We start from the raw sequence: 17,817 nt of genomic DNA, 5'->3' as shown, positions 1-17,817 counted from the left end.
TCCTGATCTCCCTGCAGATCACGCCATGCGCTCATTTCGGAACGGAGCTTCTCCACTACTTCTTTGTAATTCTCATCCAATGAGAGGTTATGCTGTTCATCCGGATCGTTCAAAACATCATACAACTCTTCCTCCGGACGGTTGTGATACCGCCACAACACGGATGCCGCATGCTCCGCTTTAAACGATTCGTTGACCCAAGTGCCCCAATATTCGCGTCCGCCGTCATGATCTTTCGCCTTGTTCATATGGGTATTGTATAAAACTTCAGGGGCCAGGTTCAAAATATACTTGTAACGCTTGGTTCGAATCATTCGCATCGGAGCCATGTTCATAGTACCATCGCCGGTATGGCTGGCAAAAACCAGATCGTGCAGCTTATCGACTTTTCCCCGGAGTAACGGAACCAAACTTTTTCCATCCAGCTCATCGGCGTGCAAGGTCGATTTCCCGCCCGCCAGATCGATGGCTGTCGGAACCAGGTCAGTTAGCGAAACCAGGGCATTTGTTTCGGTGCCGCCCTGCACGGTGTTTGGCCATCGAATCAATAAGGGTACACGAATCCCGTAATCATAGAGGTTCCATTTCCCAAAAGCCCACTGCGGCCCTTGATCGGCAGTGAAAATAACGATCGTATTTTCCTGTAATCCATACTTTTCCAGACTATTCAACAGCTGTCCCACATTACCATCCATCTTGGTAATATCGGTGTAGTAGCGGGCCCTCGACTTCCGGGTGGCTTCGGTATCAATATGGATGGAGGGAATGTCCACTTCATCTGCATCATATTCCGCTTTCTCCGGCCAAATCACATGCGGACTGTGATCATTGACAACCAACATAAATGGCTGATCGGCCTTTGATGCGCTGGACAACCATTCATCGACCGGCCCCATGTCAAGGTCAGTCCATAACACTCCTTTACCTTCATAGCCTGGTTCCGGCACGTTGGTGTGATGAATCATATCAAACGGATAGGAACTCATGGGTCCAATATGCAGTTTCCCGGCAAGCCCAACCCGATAGCCGAGCGCCTCAAGGTAGGCAGGCAGGGTTTTTACCCCTTCCGTAATACCCGTGTGATTGGCGTGTGCGCCATTCCTAAATGGATACAGGCCGGTGTGGATTGACGCGCGTGAAGGAGAACAAGTAGGTGAACTCGCAAAGGCATTGGAAAACATGACTGACTTTTTAGCCAGCTTGTCCAGATTGGGAGTCCGAACGACCCGGTTTCCATACGGTCCAATGTCGCAAGCTCCCAAATCATCGGCCACAAAAATGACAATGTTGGGATGAGCATCTTTGGTGGCAGGTGCTGATCCCAAAGTCAACGGGAAGACTAATGCCGATGCAATTTGAGTAGCTACTAAGATCTTAGTTGGTGTCATATCGACGTGTCTTTTTACTTTCGGTAAAGGCAAGATATTAAAAATACTGCGATACGATGTCCAGAACCGCCATCTTTTTCAGTTTCTTGTAACTGCTGGTTCCTTCCACTCTTTCCCATTTTTTAAGAAAGCATCTTGATCAACTTCCTCCTTTGTCTTATCATCCGGCTCCAACTACTGAACCGTACTAAACCGGTAGATGGAGCTTGTTTGGTAGACTTCGCCCGGATTGAGAATAATCGACGGGAAATTCTCCTGGTTGGGCGAATCGGGAAAGTGCTGTGTTTCCAAAGCAAAGGACTCCCGAAAGTCAAACGTCTTTCCATATTTCCCGGTGTCGGATCCATCCATAAAGTTGCCGCCATAAAACTGAAGTGCCGGCTCTTCGGTAAGCACTTCCATTTTCCGTCCGCTTTCGGGTTCTACCACTGTTGCCGCTAAAGTCATTGTGCCTGCGGCGGTCTTATTCAATGCAAAATTGTGGTCGTATCCCAAGCCGTTTTGCAACTGAATGTTCTCCGCTTGCATCGGTAAATCCATCCCAATGGGTTTGGCCGTTCTGAAATCAAAAGGCGTCCCCTCAACGGGCGCATTCTCGCCCAGCGGAATCAGCGTGGAATCAACCGGAGTATAGTAATCGGCATTGATGGCCAGCAAATGATTGTTGATGGTTCCGTTCGCTTCGCCTGCCAGGTTGAAAAACGCATGATTGGTCAGGTTCACGGGCGTGGCTTTGTCGGTTGTGGCTTGGTAATCAATCGCCACTTCGTTATTGGTCGTTAGGGTGTAAGTTACTTCGACATTCAGATTGCCGGGATAGCCCATTTCACCATCTTTTGAAAGGTACGTGAGCACGATGCTATTGTCAGTCACCGACTTCACATCCCAAACCACATTGTGAAACCCTTCAGGGCCACCATGCAAATGATTGGGATCATTATTAATCGGCAAGGTATAGGTTTCGTCATTCAAGGTAAACTCTCCTTTGGCAATCCGGTTACCCACGCGGCCGATTAAGGCGCCGTGAAAAACTTCCGTCGCATTCAGATAGCCATCAATGCTGCCGAAACCCAGAACGACATCAGCCATTTCACCGTCATTTCCCGGAACGCATAAACTGACGATTCGACCGCCATAGTTGGTAATGGCTGCCGATATCTCTCCATTTTGCAGGAAGTACAAGTTGGTTTCCTTACCCTTGACCGTCGTCTGAAAGTCTTCGGCATTCAGGTTTCCGCAAGTTTTTCCTGTTTCAGCAGGTTTTGGGCTGCATGCCACCTGGATCAAGACAGCTGCCAGCAGAATGAGAATTAGTTTTGTCTGATTCATATTTTTGCTTTTATAAGTATTTTGAATGTTCTATTTTTTGCCTGTTGTCGGGCCATGCACAACCAATTTCCCGTCTTCTGTCACTTCCATCGGGTCGATAAAGACCACCCGGTTTTCGCCCGTTTCGGAAGTCCGGCCATGATAAACACAAAGCATGCTTTTTCCATCAGGAGCAATCGTAATCATATTATGTCCGGTGCCGGTGACAATCCCTCCCTGCTCCACATTCTTCTCCAAAACCGGGTTGTTATCGGCTTTTTGAAAAGGCCCCATGGGTGACTTGGAAGTCGCATAACCCACCGCGTAATTTTGCCCACCAAAGTAGTTGGCCGAATACATCATGTAGTACGTATCTTTTTCTTTAAAAAGATAAGAACCTTCTGTCCAACGGCGGTTGACCTCGCCCGAAGTAACCGAACGACTCTCCCACTCCGCCTGCTGATCGTCCATACTCAGTGGCGGACGAAGCAATAGTTCGGGTTCACCCACGATACCCGAAAAATCAGGCTTCATTTCCACACCATACACCCAACTTTCCTCAATCTCGTCAAACATTCCATGCTCGCGGGCCCAGTCGGCCACTTCGCTTTCCACCGGATTTTTGTAACAGCAGCGCGAATAGTACAAATACACTTTGCCGTCTTCAAACCACAGGTTACCGTCGATCACCGGGTAGCCCGGATCAAAAATCGGCCGGTCATACAAGTCGGTATACGGGCCCGTTGGCGTATCGGAAACAGCCACACCAATACGGAAATTCTCCAGTTCGTTGGTAGGATTGATTCGCCAGTCGGCACTGAAAAGCAGGTAAAATTTTCCATCCAGCTCATACAGCTCGGGAGCCCAAAAATTGGCGATTCCCCACGACTGATCGGTATTTCCCTGGTAGATTCTTCCTTCATCGTTCCAATCCTTAAGATCAGTTGAAGAATACATTTTGAAACCGTCTTTCACACCTCCGGTTCCAATCATGTAATACAGGCCATTTGAAGCTTTTAAAATGTACGGGTCGCCAAATTCAACCGGCAAAGGATTGTCAAATGTCGGCAAACTTTCCGGTTTCCGCTGACATGCGCCAAGCAATAAGCCAGCCAGCATCAGTAGTAAAGTAGTGTTTCTAAAACGCATAGGTCAGATATTTATTTCAATAATGTCATTCCAAATCCAGGGGCCGCTGAAGGAATCAGCTTTCCGTCTTGCAGGCGGTAATTGCCCAAGTCAACATCGTCCGAAATGCAGGTGACGCCCTCAATGGTAACGGTATTTCCATACGCGCCGGTCAAATGCGCCACAGCATTGGTTTTAATTTGAGAGCCCCAGGCATGCGGCGAGGCAAAGACATTCAGCCGTTTAAGCTCGGGCATCAGCTTCCGCCATCCGGTGTATCCAATATCCTGAATGTCGGTCAAATGGACATCCATCAGCTTCAGCTCCATCAACTGCTGCAAAAAATCCTGATCGGGTGATGCTTCGCCGTCGGCCAAGAGGGTTTCAATTCCCATTTCTTTCAATAATGCCCGCAGCTTGGTATAATCCTCAATGGTCTCACGAAAAGGTTCCTCAATCCAAAAAAGCTTCACGCCTTCGATTCCTTTCAGGTACTGTTCAAAATCTTCGAGTGGATAGCCATCGTTGCCATCCACCAAAATATCGCAATCCGGAAAAGCTTCGGCAACCAATTTGGTGACTTCAATATCGCGTTTGATTCCCGCAGCTTTGGGCATCCATTTGTTGCCCCGACCAATCTTCAGTTTGAACTGACGATAGCCCAAATCGTAATCGAACTGGCACTCTTTCAGAATGATGTCGATGCCCATGGGTTGATTATAAAAGGGGGTCAGGTCGTCAAAGTAGATCATACCACTGTAGCAAACCGTTGTTTCGGGCTGACTTGCGCCCATCAGCTCATAAACCGGCTTATTCAGAATTTTACCGGCCAAATCATGCAGCGCGATGTCGGCATAGGCGCCTTTCAGATCTATCAAACCAAGTTCGGGAGCAAATACTTCTGACAGGTTCTTGCCCACCAAGTGGGCCGAAGCTTCCTCAGCCGACCGTCCCCACAAAGTAACGCCCCAGCCTTTGGCTCCCTGGTTGGTGACGACTTCACATATCGTTTCGTCGTAGCCCCAGCCGTGGTTACCACGAATGGCGTTTTTACTCACAAAGCGAGGGTATTGAATCCTGACTTTTTTGGTTAATACCTGGTCAATGGTATGATCGGCAAGCTCGCGATCTTGAGCCAAGAAGCCAGAAGAAAAGCCGATCAGGGGGTTTGCGGCCAAATAAGCAGCGGCTGCACCACCTGAAACTGTTTGGATAAAGTTACGTCGTCTCATTGTTTGTGTTGTTTTATGGTTGCATATAGGTTTTAGTCGGTTTCAGCTTTCCATCTGCTCTTATTCACTTTTCATCTACTTGTTTCAATCGCTCATGGTCTAGTATAACGGTTTCATGTTTTCATTTCAACCTCTCCTGTATCCTTATCGTTGTTTCATGCATTCATTTCGATGTTACTTGTGCGCTTATCCATGTCCCGTTTGCCCTTTTCAATATTCGATGTACGCCTAAAAGCTTTGGTTGTTGATTCGTTTCGAGAACAGGCGAGGCCATCAACGGGACTCGTGGCGGGACTACAAGATACTCCATCATTTTGATTTTGAAAAATTACCTATTCCATATCTGGCAAATAAAAATGAAAGGGTTGGTCCCGGTCTTTCACTTCCAGTTTTCCATTGTTGACGACCAACTCAGCCACCTGGATGGAAGAACGTTTCTCGGCATAAGGATATTTTCCATCGGCATCGAGGGTTGCGGCAGCGTGTGTTTTTCTCCCTGGATGGGTGAAATAGAAAATATAGGCCTGCTCACCCACCACAACCACATCGCCATGCGCTCCGCTGGGCGTGTCGTCGGGGCGGCTTGACGCATCAGCCAAAACCGGTCCTTCCTGCTTGGTCCAGTGCTCCAGATCCTCCGAACGATAAACGCCCATACCGGCCCACTGGTCGGTGACCATCCAATACCAACCTTTAAACTCGAAGACCTTGGGCCCTTCGTGTACCTGATCGGCAATCACCGGCTTATCGCGCCAGGTCCAGTTAAACAGGTCATCGCTTTCGGCCAGCCACGATTGGCTGTTCTCCTTATACCACATTTTCCATGTTCCCGTATTATCCTGAAAAAGGGTACCATCAATCACATTGTCTGACGACAAGGAAAGCAGTCCTTCAAAGTTCCATTCCCAGGCATTGACACTGGTATAGTGTGCCATTCGCGCCTGTCCGCCCCAGTGATTGCGCACGCCTTTGATATAAGCCAGAAACAGGTGATATTTTCCATCGGCATAAACCACATCGGGTGCCCAAAAGGTATTTTTTCCCCGTTCAAACTCCAGATCGAGCGTTCCGCGGTACACCCAGCTTTTTCCATGGTCATCAGTAGAAGCAATTCCGACACTGTTGCCATAGCAATAAGCCACATCGGCCGTGTTTTCGTTCGCCCTTCGCTGGGTGTAAAACATCCACCACTGCCTTTCGTGGCGGTTCCAGAACACCACCGGGTCGGCGGCGCCATCATAAACCGGGTCGCGAAAAAGTGGTGCCGGGGCCTGTTGCATGCTTTGTGCCCAACCGTCGGCAAAAGCCAGGCTGAGCAAAAAACAACTGCAAGCAAGTATCCGAAACAACTGCTTCATTTCTTATTCGTTTAAGAGTGGGAAAGCCGAAATCCGCAGGCGAGCTGCTCCCATCGGAACCAAAGTAATTTCCTCCACAGGTTCACTGGTATGAACCGGATACCTGGGCTGAACATCCACCAGTCCGTACGGATCAATTTTCCAGGAAGGAATTTGACGTCCTTTTGCCCGAATCTCAATTGGTGTATTCTCCAATGAAAAAGGATAATTGTCAGCAGGCCATTCGTTGCGGACAACCTTTAGGGAGGCTTCCAGGTTTGCCTTATCCAATATCAGCCCGTAATTCCAGGGACTTTTCGGGTCGATGGTGTATGCCGGCCACTTTTCCGGATCGGCATCTTTTTGCCATTTTGAATCCCCAATGGCCGACTCGATGCTACTGATCTTTTTGTAATCTTCGTCTATTTTCAGTGAAAAAGTCAGCGGGCCATAATCGACCGACACACTATTCTGGTTCACCGCCCAGCTGCGTGAAGACAAGCTCATGGGCAGGCTTAACGTCAGTTGGTCGCCATCGGCCCATTCCCGATCAATTTTGATGTATGCGCCAGCTTTGGCATCTACCGCTACCGGCTTTCCGTTCAATATAAGCGAAGCATTTTCGCACCAACCGGGAATGCGCAAGTACAACGGGAAGGTCACATTTTGCTCCATAGCCAAATTGAAGCGAATATCTTCTTCGAAAGGATAATTGGTTTCCTGATTCAAAGTGACTTCCGTTCCGTTGCCCACTTGCGCGGTAGTTACACTTGAATTGTATAGGATAGCCGCCAAACCGTTGTCATTGCTGGCCATCACCAGGTTTTGCAGGTAGTATGGCAGCGCGTGTCCGTGGTTATGCTGGCAGCAGCGGCTGCTAAATGGGTTCATGGTGAGAAATGGTCCGCGGTTATCAATACCCGGATGATGGTTTTCGGCATCCGCCGTTACACCGTTGGGGCAGGTAATGTACCGAAGCGATTTCATATCGGCAGTAAATGCAGCGGTAAAGCTATTGAACAGCACATCTTCGCAATTATCGGCCCAAAGCGGGTCACCCGTAATGCGTGTCATGATTCCATCGGAAGTCATTTGTTCGGCAAAGCCACAGGTTTCGGTCCCCTGACGCGGGTCGATATAACCCATGCGTGCATTTTCATCCGAACCAAACATACCGCCAGGCACTTGCCCAAAGGTGCGACGAATCAGGTCGTGGACATTGTATGAAGCATGGTAGTGAGCCGAATCGCCCGACTGCATGAACCAGGTAGCCGGTTCGCGAAAACATTGGGCAATGTTCACATTGTGCCAGTTGGGTAATGTTGATTTCTGTGTCCAGTCAGCGGTGTTGCGGTGGATCTTCTCCGCCAGTTTAAGCAAAAAGGCATCACCCGTGCGGTTGTACAACCAATAAACACTGTACAGGTTATCACCTCCCCGACTGTTTTCCCAATAACTGGACAGAAACGCCTCATCGGGAACGGTCAATTCAAATTGAAAATACTTGGTCATGAAATCGATCACCCGCTCATCGCCACTATATTCGTAGTAGTTTTGCAACGTAAACAACACAATCATATTCGACCAGTAATCGAGGTTGCCATTTCCTGAACGTACCTCGGGACCAAACCAGCCATTTTCCTGTTGGCTGTTCAAGATGGCCTCAATCCATACTATGGCTTCTTGTTTCATTTCCGCATCATCAAAAATAAAGGCCATATCGGAATATCCGCGCAACCAATAAGGAACTTCTTCCCAGCCGTGATCGCCACCTTCCGACAGCCAGGCATTATTTTCCTTATCAAGCCAGGCACTGATCTCACCCAGGTGACCGCACAAGCCTTCTTTCTGCAATTCCAACAATTTAAGGATCCATCCGTCGGGTTGAATACTTCCCATAGGCAACTTGATAAAATGGGCAGGCTGCAAGGGAGCCTGATTACTTAAATAGAAATCATTTTGCTGTGTGAGTTCCGGCTGAGAAACGATGGTAGCCTGCGAATCACCAGCCGGTTGCTGACAGGAGGAAAAGCTTACCAGTACTGAAAAACTGAGAGCTAAAGAATAAAAGATTTGTTTCATCATTTATGTGATTTATTTTATTGGTGAAGATTGCTCTTCGATTAAGGTCTATCTCAAGTACAACTTGAGCCATTCAACTACTCATCGCAACTTCGATTTCCACCGTTAGTCAACCAATTTAGGCCCTTTCGCTGTCCATGAAACTTCTCTCTTCGAAATCATCCATGTTTTTCCGAAGTCATTATTCCCCTGAAAAAACAAATAGGTGCGACCGTCATCATCTTCGAAAATATGGGGATGTCCGGATTCGCAGGAGTTCCATTCCCCAGGGTCGCCATTGGGCAGGAAAGGTTTATTGCTCAGCCGCTCCCAATGAATGCCATCGGCACTTTTGGCCACACCAACCTGCTGGGGAGCATTGTTGTAGGCTCCGGCATAAAACATATACAGACCATCACCACGCTGAATGATGGAAGCACCCTCCACGCACTGCCCTTCCCACGGATATTTGGGAGAAAAAATTGGCTCGTCGGTCAGTTGCGTCCAGTCTTCGCGATTAAAGTTGGTATTGAGCGGAGCAGCAGCTACTCCCTGCATTTGAATGGTCATACTGGAATCGCGGGTCGCAAAATAAAGTAAATAACGATCCTTGAAGCGAATAACCTCGGCATCAATGGCCCGCCCACAGTTCCAGTCTCCTGTAGGACGAAAAATCGGATTGCTTGGGTTTCTTTCAAAACTGATTCCGTCATTGGATACGGCATGACAAATCGCGTCTTCTCTCCAATTACCATAGGTTTGATAGAACAAGTGTACCTGCCCGCCAATGACCAATGCTCCGGGAGCACACAAACCTTTTGTTTCGTAATCACCTTCCGGCAGAATTTCTCCCACTTTTTCCCAATTGACCAGGTCGGAGCTTTTGGCAATTCCAATTGCCCAGCCATTAATGGGGTCAGGATTTCCTTCAAACGGAGGAATAGAGAAATACATCAGGTAATTTCCGTTGAACTTCACCACATGCGGGTCTTTGGAAAAAGGAACTCCCCTACGCGAGGTATCGCCAAACAGCATCCTATCGGAACTTTGAGCTCTCCCATGCAGGCAGAAACAGGCGGACAATACCACCAACAGACTAATCATTTTTACCATGACCCATTTTTTATCAAGTAAAAAAGGCCATCCGTGAACAATAAATTCATCCGGATGGCCCATTAATTTTAACCGAAATGATTACAGATCAATTTTCTGCACCGAAGAGAATATCATGTCTTCCACGCCTGCAATCTTCAAACCTACCCGTGCATACACATAGTTTTGGTTTGGTGTCAGCGACGGTACGGTTGCCGTCATGCTGATTGCACCGGGGTTGGCAATGTCGCCACCGCCAATTTCTGCTTCAGCAACAAAACCGCGGAAGTCCACGAACTGCGTTTTCCCAATATACAGGTTCACACGTTCGATGTCGCGGGCACCCGCATCAGTGATGATTTTCTCAGCTTGAAAAGTGGCGGTCACATCGCGTCCGCTTGCCGAGAACTGAGCATTGCGAATCATGTAATACGGCTCCACTTCAATATCCAGGTTCATATCGCCATTCAGATTGACCAAAATGGTATCTGAACCGGTTGTTGAGTTCACCTTATTCCGCCAAGGCCCTTGAGCCGAAGGAATAATCAGTTTGTAGGTACCATTGAACAACAGCGCTGAGTAGGAACCATCCTGATCAACGGTCACGTCGATGGGGATATCCAACTGCCATCCAGGCTCCCACAATTGGAATATTACATCGTTGTAACTCACATTGATGGCTTCCCCATTATAGACAATATTTCCCTGAAGCATGGATCCCGGGGCATCGTAGTTATCCCACTCGCATGAAGTAAGAAAACCGACAACAACTCCCAATAATATGATTAATTTTATTTTAGTCATTTTGCTACGTTTTTATTGGTTCGGATTCTTAACAATTTGTGGATTGTTATTTCTGATATCATCATTGATAAATGAATAGTAGTTACCCAGGCGGAAACGATCAGCACCGGTTACCTGACCGGGTACGACTTGCTTAAAGACGTATTTTTCATTGTTCGGGCTTCCCGGCTCATAATATTTGTAGGGCCACAAGCCAAACACGCGGGTACTCACTTCGTCGGCCTTCCAAGGCTGATCAGTCAATGGTGCTTGTTCGCCGTTCCAAACCACGTGGGCTAAACGCCAGCGCTTCATATCCCACAACTGGTGCCCTTCAAATGCCAGCTCCACTTTGCGCTCATGGGCAATGCGATCAAACGATAGATCAGCCGCAGTCAGGTCGATGGTAAAACCGGCACGACGACGCAACGCATTCAGGTATTCGGCAGCAGCATCTTCGTCGCCCAGTTCAAAGGCGGCTTCGGCGGCATTCAAATACACTTCGCCCAAGCGGTAGCGTACCCACCAGCGGTCACTTTTCAAACCACGCTGGCCCGAACCAGTAGCCGTATCCATGAATTTACGAACATAGAAACCTGACTGGGCGCTAAACTCACGTCCATCAATGGGGCCATCAAAGCCAACAACCTGACGAGGGGTGTCTGTCCCCGGCAGTTCTTTTCGCTGACCAAACTCATCACCGGTAAAAATGGTGCCATCAGCCAAAATATAACCAGCCCAAATATCCAGGTCTTTTCCTTTAAACTTCGATCCTGGCAACATGACTGTTCCCGCTAAACGGGCATCACGTCCCGCAAACATGTCCAGCGGACTGTCGAAATAGACGTAATCGCCACCACTCATCGTCTCAAAAGTCTGGAAGGTATTATCCAGCATTTCAAACGACTGAACCAGGTTCAGCGAAGGATTGGTGCGTCCGCCTTCCAGGTCTTCGGCTCCCGACCAAGGTTGGTTCCACAAGGTCCACAGGTTGGCACGTCCGTCCCAGCGTTCACTTTGAACAAAGTCACGGACAAAAATCACCTCCGGATTATTTGCTTTGTCGATAAACAAGCTGGAGAAGTTTTCAGATAAGTCTTCCTTCTTTTCGTACAAGGAGTACGGCCCGTTATTAATCAACTCTTCGGCTGCATCCAGGGCAATGGTGTAGTAGCCATCGGCCATGCTGGCCGGAATACCAACCTCACCACCGGGCAGTGATACGCTGGGCGTATTAACTCCGTATTTCGCAATGGAAGCGGCATAAAGTGCCACGCGTGATTTCATGGCCAGCACCACCCCTTGCGTGGCACGACTTTTCACTTCCGTATCATTAGGCAAATCATTCTTAATTTCATCCAGTTCGTTTAGAATAAAATCATAAACTTCCGATTCTTTTGCACGTGGGTATTCCAGGTAAGATGCATCACCACTAAAATCGTAAGTTAAAGGCTCCAAAATCAGTGGTACGCCACCCATGCGCTTGACGAGTTCAAAATAATTGACCGCACGCAGGAATCGGCCCTCAGCTACAAAACGAGCTTTTACCGCGGGATCCAACTCATCTGTCAGCTCCGAACTGGCTTTTTGAATGTAAAGATTCAATTCACGGATGTAATCGTAATTCCAAAGGCCCCAGTCGCCATAACCCCATTCGTTATTCTTATGTCGCCAGTAATCGCCAAAGTTGGAAGCGAAGGCTTCATCAAAATCGGCATAGGTCCACCAGCTAGTCACCGACTGGTATTCCGGAATCCGAAAATATAAATCTGAAACAACCGAGAGAATCAAGCTTTCATCGTTCCAAACCTGGTGATCCAGCAAAATGTTGGTTGGCTCCCTGTCCAGAAAATCATCATCATTGCAGCTCCAGCTAAAGGCCAGCAAAACGATTAGTATATAACTAAATTTTTTCATATTCATTCTCATTTTTAGGTTAGAAAGAAAGGTTAACACCAACATTGACCATGCTGTTTTGTGGGTATTGCAAACCATTTTCATCCATTACTTCCGGCTCAACACCCAGTTTTCTGAGATTATCAATGGAAAAAAGGTTGTAGGAGTTCACATACAAACGCGCTTTTTGCATTCCCACTTTCTGAACCAGGTACTGCGGAATGGTGTAGCCCACTTCCAAAGTTCTCAAACGGAGATAGCGTGCATTGGTCAACCAAAAAGTCGATTGTTTATTGTAGTTGTTGTGCCAACCGGTGTTGAAACGCAAAGCAGGATACCTACCCGCAATCCATGGGCTGTTCAAATCGAAAGGATCTTCGCGGTGCCAACGGTCATCATAAAACTGTCTCAACAAGTTCCCTGTGTTCTGGTAAGGCCAGCGCATTTCCCAGTTCTGGTTGTAGGAGTAGGCCGAACCTCCTGAGAAATCCGCTTTCAGGTCAAAACCCTTATAGTCGGCGCTAATATGGAAACCAAAGTTAACAATGGGGTTCCGGTTTCTTGGAAATCCAATAGGACGTTCATCTAAACCGTTAATACGTCCATCACCATTCACATCCTCGTAGATCAAGTCACCAGGCAACATGGTGCGGTTTCCTTCACCATCGTTATTGATCGGGTAGTTGTTGATTTCTTCAAATGATTCAAATTGGCCAATTACTTCGTATCCCCAGAAAATACCGGTCCAACGGTCTTCTGATGAATTTCGGTACTCATGCCAGGAGTTTCCAAAGCGAGGCTTGTAGGATTCCAGGAACTTCTCTCGGGCAAACGAGATGTTTCCGCCCAAAGTATAGTTTAAATCTCCGGTCTTTCCGTTGTAAGCGATAGAGGTTTCAGCACCCATAATCGCGTCACTATTTACATTTTCATCGGGTAACGAGTAGCCCACTTCGTTCGGAATCAGAATATCATATTTACGCCCCCGCAAACCTTCGCGTTTCCGGTAGAAATAATCAACCGTACCACTCAATTTACCATTCATAAACGAATAATCGGCACCAATGTCGGTAATCGTACTGGTGTACCATGAAATGGAGGTAATGGGAACACCCCTGTCGCGAGCTCCGGTAATAATCTCTCCATCCATAATCACGGCTTGTGAAGCATAATTGTAACCAGTCAGGTAATCGAAGTTACCGATCCCTACATTGTCGTCTCCCAGCTCTCCGTAAGAGGCACGCAGTTTTAAATCCAGACTGCTCTCTCCCAATAGCGCTTTAGCAAAATTTTCTTCCGTAATCCGCCAGCCCACCGAGGCCGATGGGAAAAATCCCCAGCGCTCATCGGAAATAAACTTCCAGGAAGCATCCTGACGTCCGGCCAACTCCAAATAGTATTTATTGTCGTAATTGTAGTTGAAACGGCCAATATATCCGATCCGGGCACTTTCATCATCTGAATCATTATAGGTGTCGATGTCCGGAAATTGAAGCAAGGGCAAAGCATTTGTTTTTGGTACGGCATGTACCCAAACATCCAAATCGCGCCGTTCAATGCGCTCATTAACGAAAGTCGCCGCTATGCCATGCTTGCCGAATTCTTTCGCATAGTTGATCTGGCCCTGCAAAACGGTTTCCAGCACTTTATGGGTTCCACGCTCCCTCCAGGGATTATTCATGGTGAAAGTCACCCGGTATTCGTCTGTTTCCGGAAAATAGGAATAAGCTTCGTAGGTGTATTCGTGACCGTTCATTAAACGGTCGGCGATGTAATGCGAATAGGTTCCCTTCACACTCAAACCATCAATGGGGACATCGTACTCACCGGTGAAGTTTAATTGTAGTACGCGCCAGTCTTCGGTCCAGTAACCTGATTTTTCCTTGGTTAGCAGACCCCAGTTTTCGGCCATGTGACCAATGTTGTTGATATATTCGGGATTGTCATTGGCGTAAGGACGCTCCGTTGGGCGGTTACGGAACAAAGCAAAACGGGGTGCCCAATAGTCATCACCACCAGGAACACCCGGGTTGTCGCGCGTTTCAACACGTCCGTTGATCGAAACACCAACTTTTAAACGATCCGTAACTTTCGCATCAATATTGGATTGAAAGTTGGTCCGTCCGAAGGTAAATTCACGTCCCAGCATCGAGTTCTGATCCAAACGGGTCACTGACAAGTAGTAATTGATTTTATCCGATCCACCCGAAGTACTGACATTAATAGACGTTTGTGGGGAATTGGGTTGGATAATAAAATCATACCAATCGAAACTTTGATAACCAGGCTCGGTACCCGCACGCCACTTGTCCAACTCGTCCTGTGTGATGTTAGTTGCACCATCCAGATTCATATCCGCATACGCTTTTCCAAGCATCCACTCATAGGCACCTACGGTTTCCGGAAAACGGGTCCAGTTTTGCCAGCCGGTATAAGCATCTACATTAATGGTATTTTTTGTGCCCAACTTACCACGTTTGGTCGTCACAACCACAACCCCATTAGCCGCACGCACCCCGTAAATCGCTGCCGAAGCATCTTTCAATACGGTGATACTCTCGATGTCGTTTGGAGAAAGGTTGTTAAACTGTCCGGCATCTTTTTGAATCCCATCGATAACATACAACGGATTCCCCATGTTACGAATCTGAATGGTGGCGCTGGCTCCCGGGCGTCCGTCAGGCATGCGGAAGGTTACCCCGGCAATTTTACCGGCCAGTGCTCCCGAAACGGTGGTGGAATGCACCCGGTCCAAATCTTCGGCCGTCACGCCTGAAATAGCCCCGGTTAACGATTCCTTTTTTTGAACACCGTAACCAATGGCAACCACTTCTTCCAGACCAATGGATGATTCGTTCATAGTAATGTTAATCACACTTTGACTGCCCACTTCCACTTCCAGGGTTTCCATCCCAACAAAAGAGAAAACCAGCGTAGTAACTCCGGCCTCCAGGTTGATGGAATAATTGCCATCAAAGTCGGTAATGGTTCCCCGGGTGGTGCCCTTGGCTACAACAGTGACCCCAGGCAGTGGCTGTCCTCCCGAGTCAAGCACTTTCCCGGTGATCATCCTCGCCTGAGCACTTTGCGTCGTGGTCAAAACAATCAAATCGTTTTCCAGAATTTTATAACTGATATCCGAACCTTTAAAAAGTCGGTCTAAAATCCCTTCAACATTCGCATCTTTAACCGTGAAGTCCACCACCTGATCGATGTTGGTGAAATCGTCGTTAAAGAAAAAACGGAAGCGACTTTGATTCTCAATCTCATTAAAGACTTCCCGAATCGTTTTACCACGGTAGTCGCCGTCAAACTTGGTAGTCTGCGAATAAACCGAGGCGTTTACCTGTACCAGGAAAGCCAAGATAAAAATGGCTGTTAATTTCATCACAAGCAGTGTTTTTTTTAGTTTACCCTTCGCAGGGAAAACAAATCCAATCCGATTTTTTTTCATACATTTGGTTTGTTAAATGGTTAACAATAGATGCTTGCAGCAGCTACCAACTTATGCAGCATCGATTAAAATTTAACTCAATCATTTTTCAAAGGGAACGGATGTCAGTCTGTTCCCTTTTATTTTCATCGTAAGTGCTTTTTAAAATTTCTGGTTCGTTTTAAATCTTTATTAATGGTTACTATTTTTCCTTTTATTTTATATGAAATTGGAGAAGTAAGCGTGATCACATCCATCACCTGTTGCAAGGTTTCATCTTCCAGCGTCCCTGAGAATCGGTAATTTTCGACATCTGTCGATTCAAACTCGAACGTATAATCATACTGGCGTCCCAGTTTCACCGCCAAATCTTTCAGCCTTTCATTTTCAAAGATCAACTGGTCATTCTTCCATGCAATCAATGGTCGTGGGTCAATATTGGTTAGGATGACCAGGCGTGGATCGCCATTGGCAATAGCATCTTCTTGCTTCTTGTAGAACGAGGCTTTGGAGTTTGGACTCATGAAAACACGGTCGTCAATAATCTTCCGCTCATGATCCAACTTGACTTGACCGTCAACCAAAATGGTCTCAATGATGGGTTCATCTTCATAAGCTTGAATATTAAATTCGGTTCCAACAACCTCAACTATAAAGCCATGAGCATTGACCTTAAATGGTAGTCGTTCGTTTTTTGCCACCTCAAAATAGCCTTCGCCAACCAGAGAAACATGCCGTTCGTGTTTGCTGAAATCTGTTGAATACTTCAGTGTGCTGCCTGCATTCAACCAAACCACCGAGCTGTCGGGCAAAACCACTCTGGATTTTGCACCCAATGGTGCCGCGATTTCGCAATAGGATACCGGTTCCGGTTCAATCCTGCTATTCAAAAAGTTAACAAGCAACCCGCCCATAACAAATGACAGCACGACAATGGCAGCAATTTTTGTGATTTGCAAATGTAAAGGAACAGACCGGGAATCTTTCTCGTGCTGTTTTTGTTTGATCTGCTTTCTAACTTTCTGAAAAGTCTGATCGCTTATAAAATGACCGCTTGCCTGGTAAGTCTCTTCCTCCAGGCTTTGAATCATTCGTTTTTTTAGCGCTACAACCGATTGCTCCTCTTCAAAGAAAGCTTCCAGCTCATACAGCTCCTGTAAGCTGCAACCTCCTGCATGAAGCTTTTCAAGCAGCTGGAAAAATCGGGGTTCTATCGTTGAATTCTTTCTCATGTCACAGGTAATACAAGAAGTCCAAAGTGAACACTCAAAAAAAATTGCTTTTTTTTTAAACTTTATTGCCCACATATAAAACGACTGGAAAGAACGATCGATTCACGTCAAACTTCTGTCAGCTAACAAGTAGAATTCTGAAAGAATCAGCAGCAGCCAAGGATGCCATTGCAAAAGCAGAAGAGAATAAAAAGGTATTCGCCTTTCAGATGCTCTTTCAAAAATTTTGTGGTCCGGTAAATTTGGTTTTCAACCGTTCGGATGGATAGATTAAGCTTATCGGCAATCTCCGGATTTGACAGCCCCTCAATACGGCTTAATTTGAAAACATTTCTCTGTTGCTCGGGGATTTTTTGAAGCAATGCACGAATTCGCTGATCCAATTCACTGAGTTGAAGTTGAGCTTCAGGGCTATCGCCAAAAGAATGGTCGGAATTCAACAGGTATTTCTCATACTTTTGCCGGACAACCTGGTGTTTCATATGGTTGAACACTTTATTCACCGTCATTTGGTAGATAAAACTTTTGAAAGACCGATCCTCGTCAATATCGTCCTTGATCTCCCAAATCCGCAGAAAAACATCCTGCACAATTTCTTCGGCTACAAAAGAGTCCTTCAAATAGGAAAAAGAGAATTCGTATAGCTTTTCACCATACGTTACGAAGAGCTCCTGAAAGGCTTTCATATCCCCTCGCTTCATCCTCATAACCAATACCCGATCGATATTTTCAGTTCGTTTAGGCAATTGTCAATCTCTTAACTTTCGTAAATATAGCGCAAAATAACAAACAACGATTTAATCGCAATTATCAAACGTCCAATCAAATAAACAAACTGCATGCGAGCAGTCATTTACCCAAAACGGAATAAAAAACTAAGTGCCCGCAGCATTCCTCCGCTGAACAGCCGGGGCCAGTCATTGGAAG

At 46.9% G+C, this 17,817-nt stretch carries 12 protein-coding genes; all 12 read right to left on the bottom strand.

The window, feature by feature from the left end; all coding sequences use genetic code 11:
* Positions 1–1,388: sulfatase (locus AAC033_RS14565; protein ID WP_339739384.1), on the bottom strand; the 1,388-nt coding region annotated here is incomplete at its 3' end.
* A 174-nt stretch (positions 1,389–1,562) separates the two neighbouring features.
* Positions 1,563–2,717 (bottom strand): aldose epimerase family protein, encoded by a 1,155-nt coding sequence (locus tag AAC033_RS14560; RefSeq protein ID WP_339739382.1) that lies wholly within the window; start codon positions 2,715–2,717, stop codon positions 1,563–1,565.
* A 30-nt stretch (positions 2,718–2,747) separates the two neighbouring features.
* Positions 2,748–3,845: a glycoside hydrolase family 43 protein gene (locus AAC033_RS14555; RefSeq protein WP_339739380.1), complete on the bottom strand. Its 1,098-nt coding sequence runs from the start codon at positions 3,843–3,845 to the stop codon at positions 2,748–2,750.
* Positions 3,846–3,856: 11 nt separating this feature from the next.
* Positions 3,857–5,056: an enolase C-terminal domain-like protein gene (locus AAC033_RS14550; RefSeq protein WP_339739378.1), complete on the bottom strand. Its 1,200-nt coding sequence runs from the start codon at positions 5,054–5,056 to the stop codon at positions 3,857–3,859.
* 332 nt (positions 5,057–5,388) lie between these two features.
* Positions 5,389–6,414 (bottom strand): family 43 glycosylhydrolase, encoded by a 1,026-nt coding sequence (locus AAC033_RS14545; protein WP_339739376.1) that lies wholly within the window; start codon positions 6,412–6,414, stop codon positions 5,389–5,391.
* Positions 6,415–6,417: 3 nt separating this feature from the next.
* A complete protein-coding gene (locus AAC033_RS14540; protein WP_339739374.1) occupies positions 6,418–8,478 on the bottom strand; it encodes a beta-L-arabinofuranosidase domain-containing protein in 2,061 nt (686 codons plus the stop codon).
* A gap of 102 nt (positions 8,479–8,580) precedes the next feature.
* Positions 8,581–9,567 (bottom strand): family 43 glycosylhydrolase, encoded by a 987-nt coding sequence (locus AAC033_RS14535; protein WP_339739372.1) that lies wholly within the window; start codon positions 9,565–9,567, stop codon positions 8,581–8,583.
* Between the two features lie 81 nt (positions 9,568–9,648).
* Positions 9,649–10,350 (bottom strand): DUF3823 domain-containing protein, encoded by a 702-nt coding sequence (locus tag AAC033_RS14530; protein WP_339739370.1) that lies wholly within the window; start codon positions 10,348–10,350, stop codon positions 9,649–9,651.
* Positions 10,351–10,362: 12 nt separating this feature from the next.
* Complete coding sequence (locus tag AAC033_RS14525; RefSeq protein ID WP_339739368.1) at positions 10,363–12,246, bottom strand: RagB/SusD family nutrient uptake outer membrane protein; 1,884 nt, start codon at positions 12,244–12,246, stop codon at positions 10,363–10,365.
* Between the two features lie 19 nt (positions 12,247–12,265).
* On the bottom strand, positions 12,266–15,613 hold the full coding sequence (locus AAC033_RS14520; RefSeq protein ID WP_339739388.1) for a TonB-dependent receptor: 3,348 nt from the start codon (positions 15,611–15,613) through the stop codon (positions 12,266–12,268).
* A 191-nt stretch (positions 15,614–15,804) separates the two neighbouring features.
* Positions 15,805–16,890 carry a FecR family protein gene (locus AAC033_RS14515; protein ID WP_339739366.1) on the bottom strand — a complete coding sequence of 362 codons (1,086 nt, stop codon included), beginning with the start codon at positions 16,888–16,890 and terminating at the stop codon, positions 15,805–15,807.
* 146 nt (positions 16,891–17,036) lie between these two features.
* Positions 17,037–17,591, bottom strand: a complete 555-nt coding sequence (locus AAC033_RS14510; protein ID WP_339739386.1) for an RNA polymerase sigma-70 factor — start codon at positions 17,589–17,591, stop codon at positions 17,037–17,039.
* Positions 17,592–17,817: the final 226 nt, after the last annotated feature.

The organism is uncultured Sunxiuqinia sp. (assembly GCF_963974515.1).
Classification (GTDB): Bacteria; Bacteroidota; Bacteroidia; order Bacteroidales; family Prolixibacteraceae; genus Sunxiuqinia.
The sequence above is the reverse complement of the archived record's forward strand: the minus strand, read 5'-3'. Positions and strand labels throughout refer to the sequence as shown.